Here is a 24545-nt window from a genome sequence, read left to right as displayed (position 1 = left end):
AATTATTAAAGCAAGCCATATTTATAAAACAAACTTATATGTCAGTTAGTGATAAAAACTCATGAGTAATGATAAATTACACATGAGTTTTTATGCTAGTCTGAACTTGACAGTGAAATTGAGGAATATATATGATTAATGATCTAGTAATTGACGAGATGTTAGAAACCGATTGGGAACAGGTAAAAACGATTTATATAGAAGGTATACAATCAGGAAATGCAACATTTCAAACTAAAGCACCGACTTGGAATGAATGGAATGCGGTCCATTTTCAAAAATGTCGATTCATTGCAAGAATGGGTAGGGAAGTAGTAGGTTGGATTGCGATAAGTCCAATTTCTAGTAGAGAATCCTTTGCTGGTGTTGCTGAAATAAGTATTTATTTAACGAATACGATCAAAGGAATGGGTATTGGCAGCAAGCTATTAGAAGCATTAGTAAAAGACAGTGAACAACTAGGATTTTGGACATTGCAGGCAATGATTTTTCCGGAAAATCAAGGAAGTATTAACTTACATAAAAAATTTAATTTTAAAGAAGTAGGAACCCGACAACGCATAGGTAAGTTAAATGGAGTTTGGCGAGATGTAGTATTGTTGGAACGTAGAAGTGAAAAAGTTGGACAATATTAAAAATGCTTTTAGTATATGAAAACAAGTCAGGTTTACAAAAAAAATGCGTAGAATGGTTAATTCTTAACCAATCTACGCATTTTTATAAATAGCGATTTTCATCAAATATCTCACTATTACAAGTATACTTATTCATTGAAACGTAGCTTTGTATAATTTATATTATGACCACATCCCTATTTTAGGGAGACTTTTTTTATTACTTATTATTCTATTTCCTTTCTATATCTCCAGTTAGCACTTTTTAAGTGATTTGTATCTATATAAGCAAAACTAGCCTCTATTACGTCATTTAAATTCAGATTATTTTTCTTAGCAAATAGTCTTAGGTTTGTTATCACTTCTTTATCACAAGTAGTTCTGAACTCTACACGATCCTTAGGACGATTTTTCTTATCGAATAAAATTTCATCTACTTTCATCATATTTTCAAAGCCGTTTTCGAGTAAATATCCGATATGTGAGTTATTTTCTTCAGCCATTTTTTTTAGTTGTTTAATTAGATCTGAACTAATTCGTGTTTTATATTCACTTCTTGTTTGATCAATTGTTTGTATTAATCTTCCATTAACTAATTTCCACATAATAGATCGTCTCCTTATCCTTCAACCTTTGAGTTAGTCTTTCTTTTTTTAGGTAATTATAGTTACCTGCGACATGTTCATAAATTATTTTTGCAAGCTTTGGTAGATCATCTTTCCCTTTTACCCAAACACGGTATATTATACTCCCTTTTCGGCTATATTCCGTTGTTATTTCGGTTCTTAAATTCCATGATTTGAAGACAGCCAAAAGGCCTTTAGCAAAATCTACACTTGCCGTAGTTACATTCATTACATAACCTTTGTTTTGAACCCATCCATCCCCATCAATCACGCCTCTAATAAAAGAAGATAAATATTTATCAGGGACTTTTGGGAAAGGAAATGTTAATGATTTATTTGGAGTAATCCCTAGTATAGCAAGATCTTCTTTCATAATCTTTGAATTAATAATTAATGTAGGAGTCTTTTTTGTTTTACCAAAAGTGGCTAACACGTAATCGGCTTCCAAATATTTTGCTATCAACTGCAGTATTCTTTCGTCTTTTTGAGAGAAATTTATACTATGAGATTTTTTATTCACATGACCATCCGTTATGAGCATTCCTAAAACCCAAGCCATTTCATGTGACCAAACCTTAAAGAAATGTTCATTTACCTTGTTCTTTCTTGGTCGACCAGAATACTGTTTTCTGTTTATAGGTACTTTGTGTTTGTGTATAACATTCAGTATTGCTACGGAAGTTAGTCCAACTACTGTCTCCATTTCTTGATATGTCATACCGCTTTTATACATCTCTATAATCATTTCATCGGTTATTCCTCGTTTTCTAGGCATAATTTTAACCCTCCAGAATAGCTTTATATCCATTATACAAACAAATGTTCTTTAAATCAAAAAAGAACTGAGAAAAAATGAATATTTTTCTCAGCTATATATAATTATTCGTCAATCAATCCGTTTTTCACTCATCAGATCACTAACTGTCCCTAATTGATACCCCTTCGCTTTGATAGTCGATATCATGGAATCTAGCCCTTCAGCAACAGGTTGTGTGGGATGCATAAGAATCATAGAGCCGTTTTCTATTTTCGAAGCAACGCGAGTGACCATTTCCGATGGGGAAGGTTTTTTCCAGTCAACCGTATCGACCGTCCACAGGATAGTTTTCATCTCGAGCTCATGAGCGACATTGATCGTTTCCTGATTAAAACTACCACTTGGCGGTGCAAACCATTTTGGTTTTATCCCAAGCGTAGTCTGGATCACATCATTCGTTTTTTTAATTTCTTCTATTGTTTCGATTCTCGAACGTTGATTAAGATCTGGATGGCTATAAGCGTGATTACCAATTTCATGCCCCTCTTGACTAATCATTTTAGCCAAATCAGGATTCTTCTTAACCCAACTACCATCAAAGAAAAATGTCGCCTTTACTTGATGAGTATTTAATGTTTTTAGAATGGTTGGAATATATTCGTTACCCCAGGCAACATTAATTAACAGTGTTACCATTGGTTTTTCTGGATTACCCCTATAAATAGGCTGGGGATCTAAATCATCCAAATGTATATTTGGCGATATCTCTTTATAAACGATTTTGTTTGTATTAAAGACGCCTTCTTTTTTCATTTTTTCATAACTTGCTTTGATATCTACACTCAATCCATTGTACCCAGGAATTGCTTTCCAAACTCTATCCACTTTTGCATTAATCGGCTTAATATCATGTTGCTTGCTATAGTCTTGAATTTCTTGATAAAGATTGTCCTTATTAGACTCTGCGGAAGTTAAAATTATAAAATTTCCAAACAATAACAGGAACAAACTGGTGAACATTATAGTGTGTAATATATACTTTTTACCTGTCGATTTCCTTCTTGGATTATGTTTTTCCATTGCGATCCTCCATTTTGAGAGTTTGATGATATTAAGTTTCCCTTTCGCTTAAGGTATATACTTGCACAATTTTCGGTAGGATGACATCAATAATAAAACATAGAAATCCCCTGTCTCGAAACTAAAGACAGAGGATTTCATGATTAAATAAGTATATTCTTAATGGTTCTCAACTGATGCAGTTTCCAGAAGAGTTCCTTGTTTACCCTTCGTTTTCCTTAACATATAAAATACAAACAGTAAAATAAACCAAACAGGCGTTACAAACAACGCAACACGTGTATCTGCTGCAAGTGCTAAAATAACAAGAACAAATGCTAGGAAAGCAAGAATTAAGTAATTAGCAAAAGGATAAAGCGGCATTTTGAACTTGTTTACTTTAGCTAGATCAGGTCTTGTTTTTCGATATTTTAAATGACAAATGACTGTAATTCCCCATATAAAGATAAAACATACGGTAGAAATACTAGTAATTAGTGTAAACACCCCTTCTGGCATTACATAGTTCAAAACAACAGCTATTAAAATAACAATTGTTGAAAAGAACAATGCATTGGAAGGTACTTTATGAGAAGTTAGTTTTGTAAATGGTACAGGTGCATTTTTGTCTTTAGCAAGTGAGTATACCATACGACTTGTACTAAAAATGGCACTGTTACATGCCGATGCTGCAGAAGTTAGCACGACAAAGTTGACTATACCGGCTGCTGCTGCGATACCAACAGCTACAAAGACTTGGACGAAAGGACTTTCCATTGGATTAATAGCGTTCCACGGATAAATACTCATAATGATAATAAGTGCACCGATATAGAATATTAATATCCGAATAGGTATATTATTAATTGCTTTCGGAATTACTTTTTCCGGATTTTCTGTTTCGCCTGCAGTCAGTCCGACAAGCTCAATACCGACAAATGCAAATACAACCATCTGGAACGAGAGAATAAAGCCATTTATGCCATTTGGGAACATGCCCCCTTGGCTCCAGATATTCGAAAAGCTTGATGCTCCTGCATCGGTTGAAATGCCCTTAATAATCATGAGAATCCCAATAACAATCAATGCTAAAATTGCAATCACTTTAATGAGTGCAAACCAAAACTCCATTTCGCCAAAAAGCTTTACAGTTGCAAGATTCATAATTAGCAAAATGACAAGTGCGATTAATCCGGGCATCCACTGTGGTACTTCTGGAAGCCAATATTGAGTATAAAGCCCAACCGCAGTTAGATCGGCCATTGCGATAGAGATCCAGCAAAACCAGTACGTCCATCCTGTGATGAATGCTGCCATATTACCTAAATAATCTTGTACAAAATCTACAAATGAATGATAGTTTAAATTCGATAGAAGTAATTCACCCAGTGCACGCATGATCAAAAAACAAACGATACCTGTAATCAAATACGCAAATAATATCGAAGGTCCTGCTAAGTGAATAGATTTACCTGCGCCAAGAAATAATCCCGTTCCGATTGCCCCGCCAATAGCGATTAACTGAACATGTCTGTTTTTTAAACCTCTCGCTAACTGTTGTTCTTGCATATAACTTCCCTCTCCCTCTGATTCCATCCCTTTGATTTATCCGATATTTATGAATTTTTGTATAAATATCATTCTAGCATAATACGAGCGTATTCGACAATAACAAAATCCTAATAGTTTAGAAAATAAAAAATCATTATAAACTTACTTATAAAACATGTAGAAAAGGCAATACTTTGAATATGAATTTGAAGGGGAGGAATATTATTTTGAATACTTTAGACCAAAAAATATCGATTTTCGCTCTTGGTGGCGTAAATGAAATCGGTAAAAACATGTATGTTATACAATCGGAGGATGATATTGTCGTTATCGACTGCGGTTCTAAATTTCCGGATGAAAGTCTTTTAGGTATTGATCTAATCATCCAGGATATCTCCTACTTAAAAGAGAACCAAGAAAAAGTGAGGGCTCTGATCGTAACACATGGACATGAAGATCATACTGGAGGTATCCCCTACTTTTTAAAACAACTTAATGTCCCAATTTATGCTACTAATTTAACGTTAGGTTTAATCGAAATTAAATTAAAAGAGCACGGTCTCCTAAGACGAACGAAACTTTTTATGATTGATAGTGAGTCGGAGTTGCAGTTTGGAACAATTAAGACGACATTTTTCAAAACTAGCCACAGTATTCCTGATTGTCTTGGAATAGCTTTCCATACGTCACAAGGCATAATCGTACATACTGGAGATTTTAAGTTTGATTGGACTCCTGTCGATAAACACGGTTCCGACATTCACAAAATGGCAGCACTTGGTGAAGATGGTGTGCTGTTGCTCCTGTCCGAAAGCACAAATGCAGAAAGACCTGGGTTTACTGCATCCGAACACCTTGTAGGAGATCATATCGAAGAAGCATTTCGACATGCACCAAGAAAAGTGTTCATCTCCACATTCGCTTCCAATGTGCATCGTGTTCAGCAAATAGTGAATGCAGCGACTAAGACGAATCGCAAGCTTGTTCTACTTGGACGTAGTATGGTCAATGTTGTATCGGTTGCGATAGAGCGTGGATATTTAGAAGTGCCAGACGATATGATTATAGATGCAAATGAAGTGAATGCGATGGATCCTGAAAAAGTGGTTATTCTTTGTACAGGAAGTCAAGGTGAACCGATGGCCGCATTATCGCGTTTATCGAGTTCCAACTTTAGGCAAATTGAAGTTCTCCCTGAAGACACGGTTATTCTTGCCGCTGGTCCCATTCCAGGAAACGAACGGAGTATTTCCCGCATAGTAGATAATCTATTTCAATTAGGTGCGAGGGTAATCTATGGTTCAGGTAGCGTTACGGGGCTTCATGTTTCTGGTCATGCTTGTCAGGAAGAACTGAAACTAATGCTCACGTTGATGAAACCAAAGTACTTTGTCCCCATTCATGGAGAGTATCGAATGCTTCATCAACATCGCCTATTAGCAGAAGCCGTTGGGGTCAAAATAGAAAATATTTTCATTGTTAATAATGGAGATGTAGTAGATATTGTAAACAATGAGGCCATTCAAACGAGAAGTGTAGAGTCTGGGAATGTTTTTGTAGATGGCATTGGAATAGGTGATGTGGGAGAAATCATTTTGCGTGATCGTAAATTACTTTCAGAAGACGGCATGCTAGTTATTGTCACGACAATAACTAAATCGCAAGGAAAAATTATTTCTGGTCCAGATACGATTTCACGAGGATTTGTGTACGGTCCTGAAGCTGGAGAACTGATAAACGAAGTGAATCAAATCGTAAAAACGACTATAGATAGAATGAAAGATACTAATCGAAATCAGCGTATATTAAAACAAACTATAAAAAAATCAGTGGAAAAGCATTTATATTCCCGTACAAAACGGAAACCAATGATTCTTCCAATTATGATCGAAGTGTAACATCCTTGAAGGATATCATGGGAGATGAAAAAGTCTTACTAAATGCAGGATATAAAAAATATACTGGTCATGAAATCGATGTATATTTTCATCCAGGGAAATGTACACATGCAGCCAATTGTATAAAATATTTACCATCTACATTCAACATGAATAGAAAACCTTGGATACTACCTAATGTAGCACTTAGAGAAGATGTGAAAAGAGTTATTTCAACATGCCCCAGTGAAGCATTAACATTTATTGAAAAGAATGACTCGTTCGATCTTTAACATAAAACGCTACTACATCTTTGTGCAGTAGCGTTTTAACAGTTTAATTCGAACGTTCATAATGTAATCGCCCCAGTTAATACGGCAGCAATCGTCATAACGACAGTAGTACCAAAAGCCCATTTAAAAAGGAATCTTTGATGTTCACCAAAACTCACACCAACTAACCCGATTAGGATAAATGTAGCTGGAACTAAAGGTGATAACGGGAATCCAGCGGTTGAGTGCCCTAGTAATGCAGCCCTACCGATTTCTACAGGGGCAATTCCAAAACCAGCTGCTGTTTCACTTAAAATAGGTAGAATACCAAAGTAATACGCATCAGGTGAGAATACAAGTCCCAGAGGAATACTAGTTAATGCGACTAAGACAGGCATATGGCTTCCTAGTGATTGTGGAATTATAGAAACTAATGATGCAGCCATTGCATCCATCATCCCAGTCCCACTGAATATACCTGTAAAAATACCTGCTGCAAAAACCATCGTGCTAATCATTACAAAGTTATTCGCATGTCGTAGGATCTGATCTTGTTGTTTTTGTGCATCTGGGAAGTTAACTACTAATGCAACGGCAAATGCAGTTGCAAATAAAATAGCAATTGGAAGTACATCCAATACAAGTAAGACCATTAAAACAACCGTTAAGAAAAGGTTAAACCAATAAGTTTTAGAAACGCCACTTTTTTCAACCGTCGTTGCTGCTAGTTCTGTTATTGTTGGCGCTGGTTGATCTAACACAATAACTCCTAGTCTTGCTCTTTCCTTCTTCCCTAATAAATAGGCAGAAAATAACGTCCATAATAGGCCTGCAACCATAACCGGAATTAGCGGAATAAACAAATCAGAAACTTCTACTTGGAGGCTAGCTGCTGCGCGAACCAAAGGACCACCCCATGGAATAATATTCATTACACCTGCTGCTAAAGCGACTACGCACGCTAATACTAATCGGCTCATCCCAAGTCGTATGTATAAAGGAAGCATTGCTGTAACAGAAACCATAAACGTAGAAGAACCATCGCCATCTAGGCCTACTAATATGGTAATAACAGCAGTAGCTAGTACTACTTTCAACGGATCCCCTTTTACAAGCGCTAAAATTCGATTAATCATTGGATCAAATAGGCCTACATCGATCATTAAACCAAAATACAATATGGCAAAAACGATCATGACTGCAGTTGGAGTAACTTTGAGGATACCAGCCATCATCATCTCCCCCATATCTGCTCCAAATCCCCCGATTAACGCAAACACAATTGCAACACCAATGAAAGCAACTACTACCGAAAGTCTTTTAGTTATTACTAAAAATAAAAAAGTAACAATCATACCAAAACCTAACAAAGCCAACATGAATTATAATTCCCCTCTAGTTCGTGTATAGAATCACGAATTTTCTATGTATATGCAATATATTTTATAAAGTACATACTATTATGTCAAGTTTAATTTTTTAGAATATTAACAATACAAGCGTGGAAGATCTAACTTTGATGATTTGGTTTGTCGTGTTCAAGGCTTACTTCAGTCAAGATTATATTGGAAGTAATGAATAAACTAAAAAACTGTCTAACTAAGATTTTTCCTCTTAATTAGACAGCACTATTTTCTTTTGTTTTAATCTAATAACGACAGTTGCTCCGATTCGCCTAATCTTTCAAGTGCTACTGGTTCATGATCTTGAAAGAACGCATGATTCACTGTTTTCACTTTCGTCATAATCAATTTGGATGTATCTTTGGCCCCTCGTAAACGACAGCTATAAATAACCGGGAAATAGTCACGAAGAAATTTTCCTTCTGCGTGTGCCGTAAGAGCAATAATCTGGAAGCCGAGCTTTTCAGCAATGAAAAATACTGGGCTAAGGACATGCTCACTAGATGCTTTACCAAATGGATTATCTAGAATAACAGCACGATTTCGTTTCATAGACGTATCCAGTAGTTTTTTCTTTTCTGCAACATAATTGAGCAACCCAAGGAAAAGCGTCATGTTTTTACTCCATTTTTCCCCACCCGACCATTCATTGGATTCTCTCCAGGAGAATGATTTGGACGTTACTTCATTATCATTCGTTACTTTACGACAAGACACTTTCATTTCGCTATTTTGTAAAATAACGCGCAATAATTGCGGTGTTGCAAACCATTTCTCCACATCTGCACGGACTTTTCCGTTATTTACTTTTCCGTCCACATCTAGATAGCGGTCTTTCTCAATCCATCCAAGAATTTCATCGATATATGCTCTTAATCTAGCTAGTCCATCTTTTTCTTCCCATTCTGGTATACGGAAATGGAAGATTTGTTTTGTATCGTAGGCAAACCTAATGCGTGTTTTCGTTGGGATGATTTCAAGTTCCCGTACAACCATTTTTACATGTTCATGCATATGTGTAACGAATTGTTCCAGCCGTTCATCATGGCTACGAATACTTTCTTCATTGAAACAAATAATACTATCCATTTTCGAACGAATATTTTGGTGGAAAGCAACTAGCTCCAAGTAACTTCGCTTATATTCTAACCCTTGAAATAAATTATCTCGCATTTTTGCATCAGACATATTACGACGAATATAGTCATTGAATTCCATCCGCTTCTTCGTTACCCGCTCCAGCTCCTCTTCCACAAATGCCTTCCCTTGCTTCATAGCGGCTGTTACACGATTTACAGTCTTCATCCTTGCGTACGTAAATTCATTTACCTCTTGTTCGGATGGTTTTTTCTCTTCAATGGATGTGGACTGAAAATGATGTGCTTCATTAAATTTTTCTAGTTCTGCAATAGCATTTTGAATTACTAACAACTCTTTGTTGAACTGCTCTATACTTGCCTGTAACTGCATCATTTGGCGTGTGACGTTAGATGCTTCCTCTGCAAGTATATTTTGAATAATATGCAGTGGTTCCGTAAATGTATGAATAGATGCGTCTGGGTGTGCGCTAAAGAAACTATTCGTGAGCTCCTCTAGCTTGTTCTTAACAAGCATCACTACTTTATCTTGATCTGTATAGTTAGCTATTGCTTCAGTTAATACACGCTTTTCAGTGCGGATTCGTTCACGATAATGCTCGATTTGAATGCCTCCATTTTCAGGGAATCCTGCGTCTGGAATGAAATCGGACCAATCCTTCTGGATACGAGCTATTTCTCGTTCCGCTTCTTGCATTTTTTCCGCTGCAATCTTCATTTTCGTCTCCCATTCTCCTCGAGAGCTTGAAATTTTATGCAGCTTAAATCGAATATTTTCTGCTTGGGATTTCAATAATGTAAGTGATTTCCCAGAGTAAATAGGCATTTCATTTCTCACCGGTTGATAATAATCATCTGCAGCCAATAAAGCCATTTCAGTTTGGTTGCTGGCGAGCTTTTCCCGGATCGATTCTTTCTCATCTTCCACATTTTCTTTTCTATTTTGTAGTCTTCGCGCTACTCCTATTAATGTAGCAAGTTCTTTTTTCGTTGTTTCTAATTCTTCTTTTAAACGGAGCACATCTTTCGCTTCGTTTTCATGTTTACGTCCTTCTGTTATTTTATACTCTAATCCGGCAAGCTCCTCTTTCCTATTAGAAATTTGCCGTTCACTTGCTTCTAGTCGATTCTCTAGCTCCGCACTCTCTCTTTTTAAGCGTGTAAGTATTCGTTCTGACTCACGCAATTGCTCTTTCATCTGTTGTTCACGTGTTTCTATCTCTTTTACCATTTCATATGGATATTCAGCAAAAAAGTCTTTTAGGGAACCGAGTGCGGCTTCCCAAATTCGAAGGCGTTCTTCTGTATCTTGACGCTCTTCTTTGATTTTATTTGCTTCTGCACGTAGCGAATTTTTCCAACGGGTGAAGGACTCTTTCTCCATATTTTCACGCCAATGTAATGGTAAAATGACTGTAGAAGATGCTTCCGTTCCCTTTTCCGTAATTGCTTTCGCTTCTTGCAAATCAATTACATGAATGGGATGTAATAAATGCTTCCTAACATGATCAACACGTTCTATTAATGTCTTCTTTTTATCTTCTGTTGTGATCAGCGTTACTGGCCAGTTTGGAAAATTTCGGATCTGCTCCTCGACAGATAAGTCCAGTCGATTCAAGTAACGAATACCCGTTTCGATTAGTCCAATACTGTTAGACCAGACTGAAAGTTGTTTTTCTAAATAAGGATCTGCAAAAAACACATCTTGCGCCTCGTAATCATCGATAAAGCGGAAAGCAAGTCGCTCTATTGCAAGTTTGTCTTCTTTCTCGTCTTTTAATCTTGCAATTGTACGCATCATATCTTGTTCGGTTGAACTTTGTGTCATATAAAGTGAATCTTTTCTACTCAAACTATAGCTTAAGTTTGCAAGCTTCTCTTTTTGAGTCGTATGCGCTTCTTCCATTTGTTTCGTTTTCGTTACTAGATTTGCATGCGCAATAGAATCCTCTTTAATCTTTTCTTGCAGTTCCTCTTTTTTATCACGCATGCTTACAAGTGTTTCTCGGAACTTTTTCATGTCATTTTGTGTGGAAACAATTGCTTCGTCTACACGAGTGTGCTCTGTAATCCATTCTGGTAAGCGTGTTGCAATTGTTTCTTGATCTACATTGGAAAGAATTGCGTGACGAATTTTTCGCATCGAGTGTTCTGATAGCTCTATGCGGGTCGTTTTTTCTGTTTGTTCTTTTTCAAGTTGTTGCTTATTTTCATTTAGAATCTGTTGTTCTTTTTCGCAAGCTTTTAGTTCCTCTTCTAACGGCTGAAGCTCATATCCTAACGCTTGGCGCTCTTTTTTCAACTTTTCTTGTTGCTCATCAAAATAACCTTTCATTTCCCGGTGGACAGTCGCAAGTTCATCCGCAAGCTCCACTGCATCTGAGTCTTCATTCAGCCGTTCTATCTCTTCTTTATAGTAGGAAGTCAATTCTTGCTGTTTTATATAAATGGCGTTTTGTTTGTCTAACTGTAAGGAGTAAAAATGCTTTTCCAGTTGAAACACGGAAGACCGAACACGATCCCGCTCTTCTATTAGCTCATCTAACCGATTTGTAACTGCTGCTAGTTCTTCTTCTTTTAAACGAATCGTGAGAGAGTCTTTCTTTACCGTTAATACAACTTGCTCTTGTTCTAAATTCCTGCTGGACTTTGAAAGAAGTTCCAATTCTCGACTTATCTGTTCCTTTTGCTCTTCGGCGAGATTGAAAATACCTTTCGCATCTGCTTTTCGTTCGGTATATTCGAGTGATTTCGTATGAAGTACTTCATTGGCTTTTACAAATGCAGTTAGTTCTTCTTCAATAGACTGGTATTCGGCGATTTGTGCACGAAGCTCTTTGTACAATTGAAAGCTTTTCTGCTGCTCTTCAAATGTATCTGCAAATGTTCCTGAATCGAAACCAGCAATTGATGACTCTACCGTCGGGATTAAAAGTCGATCATATAAATGCTTTTCAATTTTACAATCGTCAAAGAAAGCCTCAATACCGCCTTCATTTTTATTAATTTTAACGATACTATCCCATTCATCTGAAATGATGTGGTATTGCTCCTCTAAAAAATGACGATACGATTTGATGGTCCCGAATGTCTTGGCAAGAGGAGAATGCTGTGTTTTTTTGGCGTAATACTCTTGTATTTCATACTTTTCAGCAGGTCTTTTTCCTTCATTACTCACAAAAGGTATTGATTCAATTCCGTCCGAATCCTTCGCCCCATACTCATACACATACCGAAAGGAATCGACTTTGTTGTCACTCAAAAATAAGCTTACGGCTGTCATAACATAACGCCGTGGCTTCTCCGAAATAATCCACTCAATTGCTATATGTGCCGGCCCTTCTAGTTTAAGCGTATCCCGAATTTTACGTTCTCCAAGATCCGTATGAGGAATAACTGCTTGTAATAATGTTTGGATAAAGACTGTTTTCCCGCCCCCATTTTCCAGTACAACCGCCCCATTAAATCCTTCAAACCGAAACAAATCGTCATTATAGCGTTTTTGACCGTCCTCATACACCACATTCGTAAACCGAACCTTACTAATTGTTGGCATGATTGTCCCCCTGTTCTGTACGGTAAATGAATTCAAAGATGCCTTTATTGTATTCAAGGTCCATAAAGTATTTTTGAATAATGGTTTTCGCTTTTTCCGTTAAGGTGATTTCCTGATTGCCTAGCTCTCGTACTAGCTCCTGATCGAGCAGAAACCGTTTCACTCCATCTAAAAAGCTTAATCTGCTAATTGTATTACCAGTTTGTTTTTTGGCACTTTCTTTTAAATCATTCATGTCATCCCATTTCGAGATGATTTGTGTCCAGTTATACGAAAATTCCTGTTCTTCTTTTTTTAATGTTTCTTCATCATGCTCTTTTAACGACTGAATATTATCATGCACTTCACGAACCCAGTCTTCCATCCCGATAAATTCACGCGTCGCTTCCTTTGTTTGATAACTATCATAAAAATAACCGAACAAAATAAGCGTTGAAAAATACATTAAGTAAATATCCGCATTCACTGCTCCGCTTTTAAAATAGTTTTTCTTCAAAAAATCATTATTCACATGGAAAGGCGACATTTTCGTTTCCGGAATCAAATACAATTCACTGCCAACTGGAACATTCACACAAGCCATTTCCTTTGCAAACAAATCGAGCAAATCTCGTACATCATCATCTGCCTTGTATACAGTAGACCATTCGGCACCAACAATACCATCACGTGCAAGTTCACGAAAAGCTTGAAAAGCCATGATCACTTTTTCTTCACTATAAAGCATCCATTTCTACCTCCTTGACCAAAGTAAACTCCATATTTTGAATCGAGTATCGTTTCGTTACCTCGATCGTTTCTGTTAACTCCACTACTTTTAATTCATTGCTACCAAGTAACTTAAATGCCTCATAAAACGTATTGACAATCTGTTCCTCGTCCGTCTCTCCCACATTAAAACGTATTGGAGAACGCTGATGGATATATAACAAAAAATGATAAAATGTTCGGCGATGAAGAAAAGCTTCATGCTCCGTTTCACGCATCTGTTTGATAAGCTCATCAAGTGTAGAAACCCCGGTATCTAGCGCATCTAAAAGTACTTCTAAATAAGCTGTAAAATGTTCCTTCAATAATAGATGTTCAGCGCTGTTAACCAATTCCTCATCTGGCTGCATAAAAGCGTCTTCCACCGTTTCTTCTCGTTCTTCTCTGAAATGTTGCTCTTGTAATACGCTAAGGGGGGACCATAACTGTGCGTATGGCAGCTTGAAAAATGGATGGAGAACTCCCTTCATCGTTTCAAGCGGAAGCGGCTTCGTTACAATAGGCAATAAAATATCCTGTTTAAAATTGAATGCTTCCACTCCCATATAATAGAGTGATTGCTGCGCTGCAACGAGCGTATCATTAATAAGAATTTGACTTTCTGTTAATAATTTAGAGTGTTCATTATGTACACTTTCCAGTTCTTTCGTAATAGAAAGTATATAGCTATATGCTTTTGGCTGCTCCAAATGGTAATCCTTCTCAAACAGTCTTGTCCGCGTTTCATGTACGAAGTTTTCCAATTCCACAAATTCTTCATTCTCACGAGTCAGTCGGAAGCGGATATCTTCTAGTAACTTTTTGTACCGCTCAAACGTATCTTCGGAGACGATATTACGTAGTACTTCGTGTTTCAACTTTGTCATACGTTCCCTGAGTGTTTCTACATTAATATGCATTTCATTCATTTGCCTTAGCGCACTACCGTATTCACCTTTTTCCAGCTGTTTACGGATCATTAGCTGGTTAATGGATAATTGGTACTCACTATAAAACTCTTTCGTCGCAAAAATTAGTTCCAGTCCGTCTTCATCAAGCGTGTAAAATTGCCGACCAGAAGCTGCATCAAAATTATTATCCTTTAAAATAGAGTACGAAATTGATTCGTCTTGTCTCGTCTCCCAGTTGTAAAAGGAATACGTTCTTTTGCGACCATCTGGTGGGCGAAATGCTTCGACAAGTTCTTTTGCAAGAGACTCTTCTTGACCTGGGGACAATTCGTATTTTTGTTCAGTAATATGCAAAATATATGCTGCAAGTTCTACTGTGCCTGCTTTATTATTTCGTAGTAGTTTATGTTCAAAGAAAAACAGGAGTGTTAGAAGCCCAAGTCCTTGCATATCAATTGGCGTTCCGTTTACATCTTTTTTCTGTTTGCGCTGCAGTTCATATAATGAATCAAAAAGGGCAAGTCTCCGCATTCGCTCTTTATAACCATCCGTTAGTCCTTCCCATTCATAACTTTCCATGACCATTCCCTCCAAATCGATCCGAGTTCAGCAGATGTAAGTATTTCTTGCGGATAGTAAAATCCCGCGTCTAGTAATTTTTCGATAGCTGCTCCTTGTGGTAATTCTGCTAGAAAAGATTTTGTTGCGTCTTCATTTTTTCTTTGACTCAACTTTCCTTGAAAAGGTTGTTTTTTTAAGCATGCTTCGTAAAAAGGAACAGCAAGTTTAATTTGCTGCTTTTTATGGAGCGAATACCAAATGGTCAAGCCAGATTTGTCGATATCCCCAAAATAGTAAAAAGTATGTTCCACTTCAGGTAACGGTAATTGCCAGTCAAATTGCTCGATGCTTTTGACGATTTTATTGCCACAGCCATAAATTAATGTCGAGAAGATCGTATCAGACAACACTGCTAGTAGCGCCTGGTATGTAGTTTTGTTTTCAACGATCAGATGCACTTGTTTGGCTCTTTGAAGCGTTTTCGGATTTACTGCCATCATTAATGGGTCAGAAACCGGAATAATCTTTATAAGATCCCAAAGTTGAACACGCTCAAGCAGTTCTTTTCCACCTTTTTCATCCAACCATTTTTCATCTCCTACTATTTCTGCACTACGCTCTGGAGCAGGAACAGATTCTTTCGGTAACCCGTTCGTTATTATATAAGTATCAAGACGTTTTAAAAATGGTAGGTCTTTGTAAAAAACGTCCGCAGGTAGCTTATAATAGGCATCTAGATGAATGGAGTTATGGAAAGTTTGGTTATAAGTATGTAGTTCCCCATGGTGATCTGCTTTCATCACAGTTTTCATGATTCGATAATTATAAGCAACAGAAGGAGTACGAGTCGTTCGTCCAGTAGATTTCACCGCTTGTAGAATACTATCATTTACCAAATTTAAAATGATAGTAGCTAGTTCTTCATAGGTTTGACCCTCTTTATAAAATAAAGCAGAGAGTTCATCTAATGAAATGGTCATTTTCTTTCGTGCCGCCAACTGTTTTAGTGCCTCATCCATATTTCTCCCTCCTAGTTCTATTCCTTTCTTTCATTATACAAAATATATAGCAATGCCTCCCTTGTTTTAAAAACAAATTATTGAAGATTATTGAAATAAGTATAGATACCCTTTCTAAAGCCTATTCTATACACTATAGCAAGAAATGAGAGGAGCCAAATATTCAAGATGAAATTTAAACTACCTTTCAATAAAAAACAAACACCTATAGTCATACAAGGACCTAAAAAAGATGCAGAAATGATTACTTCATCGAAAAATGATTTTATTCAATCGATAAAAGATGCGATCCATAATCCATCTGATCTAATCATTAAATCTATTCCACCAAACCTAACCCTTATTTACATAAATAATTTAGTAAATGATCAGACTTTAAACAATCATATTATTACTAATTTACAAAATGAATTTTATGAAAAGCCAGAAGCTATCAAGTCTGCTCTATCGATACCAGAGGTAAATATATCTAGTCAACTAGATGCAATAGTGGCTTCGCTAGTAAATGGGAGTGTTCTTATCTTGATTGAAGGGTACTCCCAAGTAGTGTTGGCCAAAATACCTAAACGAGAATCCCGAAGTTTGTCAGCACCTGAAAATGAATCACAAGTAATCGGAGCGCAAGTAGGATTCAATGAAAGTCTTTCTACAAATATCTCATTGGTTCGCCGCTATATAGTAAGTCCCGATCTTTGTAATGAAGAAATTAAAGTTGGAAAGCGCTCAAATACTTCCGTCACACTTTTGTACATGAATGGTATTGCTTCGGATCAAATGGTCAATACACTTCGCCAAAGGATAAAAGATCTGGAAGTGGATGCAATACTCGATAGCGCGGTTCTTGTTGAAATGATTGATGATAACTCGTTTTCTCCTTTTCCCCAAATGCTTCTAACGGAAAGGCCGGATCGATTTTGCGATGGTCTATTAAATGGGAAACTGGGAGTCATAGTCGAAGGCAGTTCCATGGCAATTGTTTGCCCTCAATCGTTTCTGGAGTTTTTTGAAAGTAGAGAGGATCAAAATCTACGATGGCAAATTGCCACATTTGTTCGCCTACTAAGATTTAGTGCCATTTTTCTATCTGTTTTTTTGACTCCGATATATGTAGGTGCACTGACATTTCACTATGAAGTAATTCCACTGGCCTTCCTAGTTCCACTAAGTGAATCAAGAGCGTTAGTCCCTTTCCCACCTGTATTTGAAGCTCTCCTGCTCGAATTTATCATTGAATTACTGAGAGAGGCCGGGGCAAGATTACCAACAAAGATTGGCCAAACGATTGGGATTGTAGGGGGTATCGTAATTGGTACTGCAGCCGTACAAGCAGGAATTACAAGTAATATTTTACTTATTATTGTCGCTTTAAGCGCCTTAGCATCCTTTACGACGCCAAGTTATATAATGGGAAATGTTATCCGTCTCATTCGTTTCCCAATCATCATACTAGCAGGATTTTGGGGATTTTATGGCATTATGCTCGCCTTTTGTTTTATACTAGTTCATCTATTACGTCAGTCTAGTTTGGGTGCTCCGTATATGGCGCCTTTCTATCCACCTAGAGTTCGAGATATGAGAGATAGTCTTATAAGAATGCCTCTTTCATATACAGCAAAAAGACCTTCCTTTGTCAGACCTGATGATGAAGAAAAAATTAATCCAGAACCTGCAAACCCGGAAAAATAGTTGAACTGAAGGTGAAATGAATGAAAAATCCAATACAACTTAGCCCCAATGATATGATTAATGCTTATTTGCTCTTTTTTGTTGTTCACGGGGCTCAGGTTGGGGTAGGTATTCATGGATTTCAGCGTATTGTTTATCAAGATGCAAAACACGATGCATGGATTTCCGTTCTTCTGGCAGGTCTTGCCACTCATATCGTGGCTTTTTGTATGATCAAAACATTGGAAATATACGGTTCCAATGATCTTTACTTAATCCATCAAGATATCTTTGGAAAATGGATTGGTAATTTCTTCAATGCAATTTATATCTTGTATTGTTTCATTGCATTTTTTTCTGTACTACGAAATTATATTGAAGTGATCCAGACTTGGGTTTTTCCAGGACTAGGTACGTGGTTTCTTTCTGCAACCATACTTTTAATCATTATATATGCGTTTACAGGTGGACTTCGGGTGATTGTTGGCGTTTCTTTTTTTAGTATCGTACTCGCTTTATGGATCCTCCCCTTGTTATTAGTACCTTTAAAATTTGCATCAGTAGAAAGCCTTTTCCCTATTTTAGAGACAAATTTAGGCTCTATATTAAAAGGTGCACATTCTATGTCGTTTACGATTGTTGGCTTTGAAATTCTTCAAATCATTTACCCTTTTGTAAAAGACAAAAAAAATGTACGAAAGCATGTGCATTTAGGCTTGTTATTTACTACATTTGTTTATCTGCTTATTATGCTCGTCTCGCTTACTTATTATAGCGAAGGAAAATTAACTAAAACGATATGGGCGACGTTAACTTTGTTCAGTTTTATTAGTTTTCCTTTTATGGAGCGATTCGAATTTGTAGCGGTATGTTTTTGGATGTTGATTATTTTACCTAATCTATGTCTTTATTTATGGGCTGCTTATCGTGGTGCTATAAGAGTAGTAAAAATAAATGGGACTAAATTCGTTTGGATTTTCTCCCTCATTATATTTATATGCACATTGTTCGTTCAAAGTAGAACCCAAATAGATTCGATTAACACTCAATTTGGGCATGTGGCTGTATATATTATATTTGTTTATCCTATTTTCTTATTTTTCGTAACGTTGTTGAAAAAGAAATATACATCACAGAAGGAGAAATAATAATGAAAAAAGTTATGTTCTATTTCATTCTTCTTATTCTATCCGGTATTTTAATTGGTTGTGCAGAGACAAATATATTGGATAGAGTAGGATTAACCACTTTAGTCGGGTATGATATCGGGACCGAAGAAAAAATGTCCACTACTACGGTTATTAGAGAAATAAACCCAGAATTTCAGAGCAATGTAGAAGTGATTACGACGGAAAACGAAACGAGCAAAGGTAATAAGATGAAAGCCAATCGAAAATTAGCCAAAAAAGTGACAGTCGGACAAATGCGAGTCGTTTTGTTTGGAGAAGAGTTGGCAAAAGATGATCTTCATTATTACATTGATTCACTTTTAGAAAATGCTAGTGTAAGTAATAGTCTATATCTGGCTGTGGTAGAGGGAGAAACGGCTCCTTTACTCCAGTACCAATATAAAAATATAGATGATATTGGTCAACATTTATACAGGTTAATCGAACAAAACATTAAACAGGAACACATGATTTCTTCTACCTTGCATGAAATTGCCCACGATCTTTATATGGTAGGTAAAGATAGTACGATACCAATTATTAGAAGGGATGGAGAATTAATCGAATTATCAAGTCTTGCCCTATTTAAGGATGGTAAAATGGTAAGTACACTTCCGCTGAAAGATAGCTTTTATGTGAAGCTTATGAGAGACAGTTTTAAGTCCGGAATATTTGAAACGATTATAAAAAAAGAGGATATCCCTCCCAATTTGCTGAAAGGCACAACTAGCGATATTCCTGTAGCATTTGATACTATTCACTCGAAAAGAGAGTTGAAACTGGTTGATCCGAACACCCCAGAGTTTGACTTGCAGATTAATCTAAAAGCAAGACTAGTAGAAATATATCCAGATGTAAACTCAGGAGATCCAAAAGTAATCGAAGGACTAGAAAATGCGATAAGTAAAAATTTATCAAGAGAGCTATCAAGGGTTATTGCCCATTGCCAAAATGTCCAATCGGATATCTTTGGCTTTGGCGAAAAATATAGAAGCTCGGTGAGAAATTCGAATCTGACGAAAGAAAAGTGGATTGAAATGTATAAAAACATGAAGGTGAATGTAAAGGTTGAGTTTGACATACTTAGAGCTGGGGTTTTCGAGTAAAATGTTTTACACTCTTTTTATTTGTTGTCCGGTCATAACGGATAGAAAATGATGAAAAAACATATCATAATGTAGGTCAAACGAGATGCGGTGGATTTTATTTCTATGCTGCTTATTCGACTGATTCACAGCGATACTTTGACCTCTAGCAGGTCCGTTGAGGTCTCGGACGATGCTAATAGGATAGGAAACAAAAGAGAACATTTCAGGATGAATAGTCGCTATTAAAGTAATAACATCATGGACGGGTGCTCCTTGAAGTGAAGGTTCTCGCTCTTTATAAAAGCGTGTATAATATTCCATTAAAGATTTAAGGATTTTTGTTTTCCCAAATTGGTCAATATAATTTACCATATCAGGTGTAACAATTGCCTTTTGAGTTACATTCAATGGGATGATTGTGACATTATTTGCGTAAGTTAATACAATATTCACAGCGATAGGATCCCCGTGGAAGTTTGCCTCTGCTACAGTCGTTACATTCCCTGGAACCCAAAATGCCCCGCCCATAATATAATACTCTTCCACATTATTCATTAATTCTCTGTAAAGTATAAACATCGTCGCTAGAGATGTAAGGCGACCTATATTGACGATAACCAGATCATTCTTATAGGTCTCCAATATTTTCACGATTTCTAAAAAGTTTTCAATCTTCCATTCCTGGTCATCATTTGGAATAATTGGTCCAAGGCCATGTCTCCCATGAATCTCTGGATAAAAGGTAGGTTGTTCCCCTGTTAAGGGCACTTCCGCTCCACGGAAAACAGGGATTGTTTTAGGATAGTTAAACAATTTCATTAGATAGCAAATATTGGATACGGCATCTTCTCTTGAAACATTTCCGTAATCAGCCACTATCCCTACAATTTCTATCTCTATATTTAAGCTTGCATAAATTAATGTAACTGTGTCATCAATGCCTATATCTCCAAACAGCAATACTTTCTTTATCAAGGAAATCGCTCCTTTTCCTATGGTGTTTGGATTATTATCTATAGAATCACTTTAATCCTAAAAAACTAGTACATAAAGCATTTAATATTAATATTGTTTCGCACATTAGCAAATTCAACTTTTAGTTAACATAATATTATTATATAAAACAATAATTAAAAGAATAGAATACATCGAAAAAATTTATTTGATAAAATTTTCTGAGAATACTTGTTTTGTCTTTCAGCTAATGTAAAATTAAAACAGAGTAACTCTATCCTCTATAACAAACATAAAGGAGCAATTATGTTAAAACCAAAGCAATTAATAGATATTGAACAACTTCAACAAGAATGCGAAGTATATGATCATATTCAATTAAAATTAAACTGGGATATGCTTAAAAATCGAGCGTCTGATCAATTCGATTTCTTTCATTATGAAAACGATAAACTTGTAGCTTTTTTAGGGTTATATCCTTTCGGTTCAAAAGTAGAAATATGCGGCATGGTGAAACCAAATGAGCGTCGAAAAGGACATTTTTATACACTGTTTCAACGTGGGATGACTACCGTAAAACAAGAAAATTTTAAAAGTATTTTGTTAAATGCGCCAGCAAGTTCTGTGGAAGCTAAATTATTGTTAGCAAAATTAGGAGCTACATATGGATTTTCCGAGTATCAAATGCGATGGAAAGAAAAGCATCTAGAAGAAGCGAATGGTTTTACTTTGAGGCAAGCAAATATTGCTGATTTAGACATGCGTATCCGTTTAGATATAGAAGCATTTGGAATTCTTGCGGAAGATGCAGAAGAAAGTGAAAGCAGAATCGACAGAGATACGGATAATACTATGTTCATGATTGACGTGCTTGGTGAAACGGTCGGAAAAATTCGAGTGAAAAGAGAAAATGGAGAAGCATGGATTTATGGTTTCTCCATTTTACCTACACATCAAGGAAAAGGTATTGGCCGGAAGGTATTACAAAAAGTAGTTAAAGAGCAATCAAAGTCGGGTTACTCCGTTCATCTAGAAGTAGAAACCAAAAATGCACATGCACTTCGACTTTATGAATCAATTGGATTCCAAGTGATTCATGCGCAAGATTACTATAATTATAATTGAATGATCATGCCCTGATATAAATCTTAAAAACATATATCAGGGTTTAGCTTTTCTCTTCCCAATCTTTTTTTAGCATTCCGTAAACTATATGATCAACATAATGATCATACAACCACTCTGCTTGACGTATGGTACCTTCTTTTGTGAACCCTATTCTTTCGGGAATTGCTCTACTTTTTTTATTTTCTACAGCAGCACGAATCTCCACTCTGTTTAATTTCAAATCGTTTAATGCGTATTCAACAAAAGCTTTAACGGATTCAGTCATTAACCCTAACCCTACATAGTCGTTTCCTAGCCAGTAACCTATACTTGTGGATTTATTATTCAAGTCTATTTTATGAAAACCAAGTACTCCTGCTAAGCTACCGTCATACCAGATTCCCGCTTGAACGCCATTGTTCTCACTAAATTGTTTCATCGTTGACTGGATGAAATTTTGTGTATCAGCAACCGATTTCGTATAATCGATGAATGGTAGCCACTCTCTCAACGTTTCTTTTGATCCAATCGTTAAATCGAACAAATGTTCAGCATCCCGCAAATCGAGCATTTTTAACTTTGTTTTTTCATTTATAGTGTGTGTAAACAATTGAATTCCTCCTATTAGTTAACATAATATTATTATACAGACTTGTTATGTTGGATTGGATAAAAATTTGAATATTGCAGAAAACCTTGTGTTATCAGTGATTAGAAGCCACTTCCTCAACGATTCTTTCCATTCGACCTAAAAACCGAACAAACGTTCAAGGTCCCGTAAATATAGCATTTCCCCCCGTCAAACATGCAACCATCAATGCTTTAAGTGTCTTTAAACGACATTAGCTCCATAGCTTGATCAAGTTAAATGAACAGAAAAGCGGGCGATTGAAAATGCCCCCTAGAACAACCTATTTAATACTTCAATTTTAGTCCATGTGTTAGATAATATTAAAATATCATTAAATTATATCACTATTATTAATATTTTGTCATATTAAAACAAACTCTATTTTATTGTTGGGAATTCTATAAACTAAATATATTAGAAGGAGTTTTTATCGGAATATTCTATAGACTATAGAGAAGTGTTAGTATATATCCTAGTAATTGGCGATGAACCAACTAAATCAGCCGGATGTTTTACTGGTAAGCGTCCTATATTTATCTCACTAATGCTTTTGTATTTTTTACCATTCAAATATTTTTTTGTAGATTTCAGATATCTTCAAGTACATCTTCTCCTTTTAAACTCTTAGTATATTATGCGTATATCGTATTATATTCCATCAATTGCATTAGTTACTCAAATCAACAAAAAAGTGGGACGCTTCTAAGGACTTCCCTTGAAATCTCCACTTTTTGTTAGTTAGATATAGAAAATTGTAGATAATGTATTCTTTTTATTTTAGGCATTTGACTCTAATTCATCAAATATCATTTAGTTTACATAATATTATTATTTTAACCTAAATGGTTAAACGGATTGTTTTCAATTACTTGCTGTATTTCTTTATCTTCCACATGTGTATAAATTTGTGTCGTAGAAACACTTGTGTGTCCAAGGATATGCTGCAAACTTCTAATATCTGCTCCATTTTTGTACATAATAGTTGCAGAAGTATGTCTTAGTTTATGCGGGGTTAATTTTTCTTTATTTAAACCAGAATCTGCGTTTATTTGTTTGACAATTTTTGCGACTGTTTGTCTTGTTAATCTCGTGCCTTTTTGCGATAAAAATAGTGCCTCGTTCGTACGCGCACCTAGTATGTATTGTCGTTCCTTTTTCATATAAGTTTCAAGCGATTGTATACAAACGTTGTTTAAGAAAACCGTCCGTTCTTTATCTCCCTTTCCAACCACATGCAACACTTTGTCCTGGATGGAAGTAAGATTTAAACTACATAACTCGGATACACGGATCCCTAGGTTTAAGAAGAACATGATCATTGCGTAATTTCTGTAATAATGATTACTTCTTTTAATCCCTTTTATAAACAATTCGGCATCTTCTTGATTCATATAAATAGGTTTTTTCTTTCCGATCTTGGGCGTTTCCAGTTCATCTGCTGGATTATCTTCTATTAGTCGCCTTTTCCCTTTCAAATATTTGAAAAATGATTTGATCGTTGCTGCTTTACGCGCACGTGTTGCCGCGCTATTATGACGCTGCGTTTCACAGTACTCCATGAACAAATAAATATCTTCTAATGATATTTCTTTAATAAAATCTATCGTAATGTCCTTAATACTTATCTCATCCAGTTGCGCGTAATCTATATCAGCTTCAACTGCTTTTAAGAAACGCAAAAATAATGTGATGTCGTATTCATACTCTTTACGTGTTCGGATAGATTTTCCTTTGATCGTTGTTAAATATACTAAAAAGTCCTTTAAAATTTTCGGCATTTACTCCACCTCTTCACCTCCTATTTTATCACAAAATAAGGTTCCCAAATATGTATTTGGGAACCTTATTGAAATTTATCGCAAAAAAACATTTTATAAATCA

At 36.1% G+C, this 24545-nt stretch carries 19 protein-coding genes; 7 read left to right on the top strand and 12 right to left on the bottom strand.

Annotated elements, in window-relative coordinates:
• Positions 1 to 131: 131 nt before the first annotated feature.
• A complete protein-coding gene (locus tag ACIQYS_RS07825) occupies positions 132 to 635 on the top strand; it encodes a GNAT family N-acetyltransferase (protein WP_402977209.1) in 504 nt (167 codons plus the stop codon).
• A gap of 206 nt (positions 636 to 841) precedes the next feature.
• On the opposite strand, the gene ACIQYS_RS07820 is transcribed toward ACIQYS_RS07825, so the two are convergent.
• From ACIQYS_RS07820 to ACIQYS_RS07805, 4 genes are all read right to left on the bottom strand, one after another.
• Positions 842 to 1219: an rRNA methyltransferase gene (locus ACIQYS_RS07820; protein WP_402977206.1), complete on the bottom strand. Its 378-nt coding sequence runs from the start codon at positions 1217 to 1219 to the stop codon at positions 842 to 844.
• Complete coding sequence (locus ACIQYS_RS07815; RefSeq protein ID WP_402977203.1) at positions 1203 to 2015, bottom strand: LAGLIDADG family homing endonuclease; 813 nt, start codon at positions 2013 to 2015, stop codon at positions 1203 to 1205. The genes ACIQYS_RS07820 and ACIQYS_RS07815 overlap by 17 nt, the downstream gene beginning before the upstream one ends.
• A gap of 111 nt (positions 2016 to 2126) precedes the next feature.
• On the bottom strand, positions 2127 to 3077 hold the full coding sequence (locus ACIQYS_RS07810; RefSeq protein WP_402977200.1) for a polysaccharide deacetylase family protein: 951 nt from the start codon (positions 3075 to 3077) through the stop codon (positions 2127 to 2129).
• Positions 3078 to 3236: 159 nt separating this feature from the next.
• Positions 3237 to 4625, bottom strand: a complete 1389-nt coding sequence (locus tag ACIQYS_RS07805; protein ID WP_402977197.1) for an amino acid permease — start codon at positions 4623 to 4625, stop codon at positions 3237 to 3239.
• Between the two features lie 209 nt (positions 4626 to 4834).
• Here ACIQYS_RS07805 and ACIQYS_RS07800 point away from each other — a divergent pair, with 209 nt between their 5' ends.
• Positions 4835 to 6505, top strand: a complete 1671-nt coding sequence (locus ACIQYS_RS07800) for a ribonuclease J (protein WP_402977194.1) — start codon at positions 4835 to 4837, stop codon at positions 6503 to 6505.
• Positions 6506 to 6522: 17 nt separating this feature from the next.
• Positions 6523 to 6777, top strand: a complete 255-nt coding sequence (locus tag ACIQYS_RS07795; RefSeq protein ID WP_402977191.1) for a (4Fe-4S)-binding protein — start codon at positions 6523 to 6525, stop codon at positions 6775 to 6777.
• 56 nt (positions 6778 to 6833) lie between these two features.
• Here the strand turns inward: ACIQYS_RS07795 and ACIQYS_RS07790 are convergent, their stop codons facing one another.
• From ACIQYS_RS07790 to ACIQYS_RS07770, 5 genes are all read right to left on the bottom strand, one after another.
• Complete coding sequence (locus tag ACIQYS_RS07790; protein WP_402977187.1) at positions 6834 to 8135, bottom strand: CitMHS family transporter; 1302 nt, start codon at positions 8133 to 8135, stop codon at positions 6834 to 6836.
• 264 nt (positions 8136 to 8399) lie between these two features.
• Positions 8400 to 12812 (bottom strand): coiled-coil domain-containing protein, encoded by a 4413-nt coding sequence (locus ACIQYS_RS07785; protein WP_402977184.1) that lies wholly within the window; start codon positions 12810 to 12812, stop codon positions 8400 to 8402.
• A complete protein-coding gene (locus tag ACIQYS_RS07780) occupies positions 12799 to 13539 on the bottom strand; it encodes a DUF6063 family protein (protein ID WP_402977181.1) in 741 nt (246 codons plus the stop codon). Before ACIQYS_RS07780 ends, ACIQYS_RS07785 begins: the two co-directional genes overlap by 14 nt.
• A complete protein-coding gene (locus ACIQYS_RS07775) occupies positions 13529 to 15049 on the bottom strand; it encodes a replicative DNA helicase (RefSeq protein WP_402977179.1) in 1521 nt (506 codons plus the stop codon). The genes ACIQYS_RS07780 and ACIQYS_RS07775 overlap by 11 nt, the downstream gene beginning before the upstream one ends.
• A complete protein-coding gene (locus ACIQYS_RS07770) occupies positions 15022 to 16050 on the bottom strand; it encodes a Wadjet anti-phage system protein JetD domain-containing protein (RefSeq protein WP_402977176.1) in 1029 nt (342 codons plus the stop codon). Before ACIQYS_RS07770 ends, ACIQYS_RS07775 begins: the two co-directional genes overlap by 28 nt.
• 168 nt (positions 16051 to 16218) lie before the next feature.
• Here ACIQYS_RS07770 and ACIQYS_RS07765 point away from each other — a divergent pair, with 168 nt between their 5' ends.
• From ACIQYS_RS07765 to ACIQYS_RS07755, 3 genes are read left to right on the top strand one after another with little or no spacing between them, the layout of a single operon-like run.
• On the top strand, positions 16219 to 17736 hold the full coding sequence (locus ACIQYS_RS07765; protein WP_402977172.1) for a spore germination protein: 1518 nt from the start codon (positions 16219 to 16221) through the stop codon (positions 17734 to 17736).
• Positions 17737 to 17756: 20 nt separating this feature from the next.
• Positions 17757 to 18863, top strand: a complete 1107-nt coding sequence (locus ACIQYS_RS07760; RefSeq protein WP_402977169.1) for a GerAB/ArcD/ProY family transporter — start codon at positions 17757 to 17759, stop codon at positions 18861 to 18863.
• Between the two features lie 2 nt (positions 18864 to 18865).
• Complete coding sequence (locus ACIQYS_RS07755) at positions 18866 to 19990, top strand: Ger(x)C family spore germination protein (RefSeq protein ID WP_402977166.1); 1125 nt, start codon at positions 18866 to 18868, stop codon at positions 19988 to 19990.
• Between the two features lie 6 nt (positions 19991 to 19996).
• Here the strand turns inward: ACIQYS_RS07755 and ACIQYS_RS07750 are convergent, their stop codons facing one another.
• Positions 19997 to 20947, bottom strand: coding sequence for a nucleoside hydrolase (locus tag ACIQYS_RS07750; protein ID WP_402977163.1), 951 nt, complete (start codon positions 20945 to 20947; stop codon positions 19997 to 19999).
• Between the two features lie 285 nt (positions 20948 to 21232).
• On the opposite strand from ACIQYS_RS07750, the gene ACIQYS_RS07745 reads away from it, so the two are divergent.
• Positions 21233 to 22051, top strand: coding sequence for a GNAT family N-acetyltransferase (locus ACIQYS_RS07745; RefSeq protein WP_402977161.1), 819 nt, complete (start codon positions 21233 to 21235; stop codon positions 22049 to 22051).
• Between the two features lie 43 nt (positions 22052 to 22094).
• On the opposite strand, the gene ACIQYS_RS07740 is transcribed toward ACIQYS_RS07745, so the two are convergent.
• Complete coding sequence (locus ACIQYS_RS07740) at positions 22095 to 22643, bottom strand: GNAT family N-acetyltransferase (RefSeq protein ID WP_402977158.1); 549 nt, start codon at positions 22641 to 22643, stop codon at positions 22095 to 22097.
• Between the two features lie 854 nt (positions 22644 to 23497).
• Entirely contained in the window at positions 23498 to 24442 is a 945-nt protein-coding gene (locus ACIQYS_RS07735; RefSeq protein WP_402977155.1) for a tyrosine-type recombinase/integrase, read from the bottom strand.
• Between the last annotated feature and the right edge of the window lie 103 nt (positions 24443 to 24545).

It is taken from the genome of Psychrobacillus sp. NPDC096426 (genome assembly GCF_044762745.1).
In the GTDB taxonomy this organism is placed as follows: Bacteria; Bacillota; Bacilli; order Bacillales_A; family Planococcaceae; genus Psychrobacillus.
This window is presented reverse-complemented; position numbering and strand designations above follow the sequence as displayed.